This is a genomic window from Photorhabdus noenieputensis, from assembly GCF_018448935.1.
GTDB lineage: Bacteria > Pseudomonadota > Gammaproteobacteria > Enterobacterales > Enterobacteriaceae > Photorhabdus > Photorhabdus noenieputensis.
Map to the genome: position 1 here is coordinate 1 of NZ_RCWC01000231.1, position 213 is coordinate 213.

Annotated in this window: 1 protein-coding gene; it reads left to right on the top strand. The window is 60.1% G+C overall.

Going from position 1 to position 213, the window contains the following annotated elements:
- On the top strand, positions 1-213 hold a 213-nt coding region (locus tag EAE91_RS23960; RefSeq protein WP_244869040.1), incomplete at both ends, for a transposase.

The following is a 213-nucleotide window of genomic DNA, read 5'->3' on the forward strand; positions in this document are numbered from 1 at the left end:
TCGCGCTGGATGACCCCGGCCAGTTCCGCCTGCGGGCACTGGCGCTGCTTCAGCAACAATGTGATTATATTCGCCAGCTGGAAGAGGCCCTGAAACAGGCGCAACGCTGGCGTTTTGGCGCGCACAGCGAAACCCTGCCTGCCGGTCCCAAACGCAGTCAGTTTGAGGAAGATGCCGATACCGATATCGCGGTGCTGGAAACCCAACTGTCAC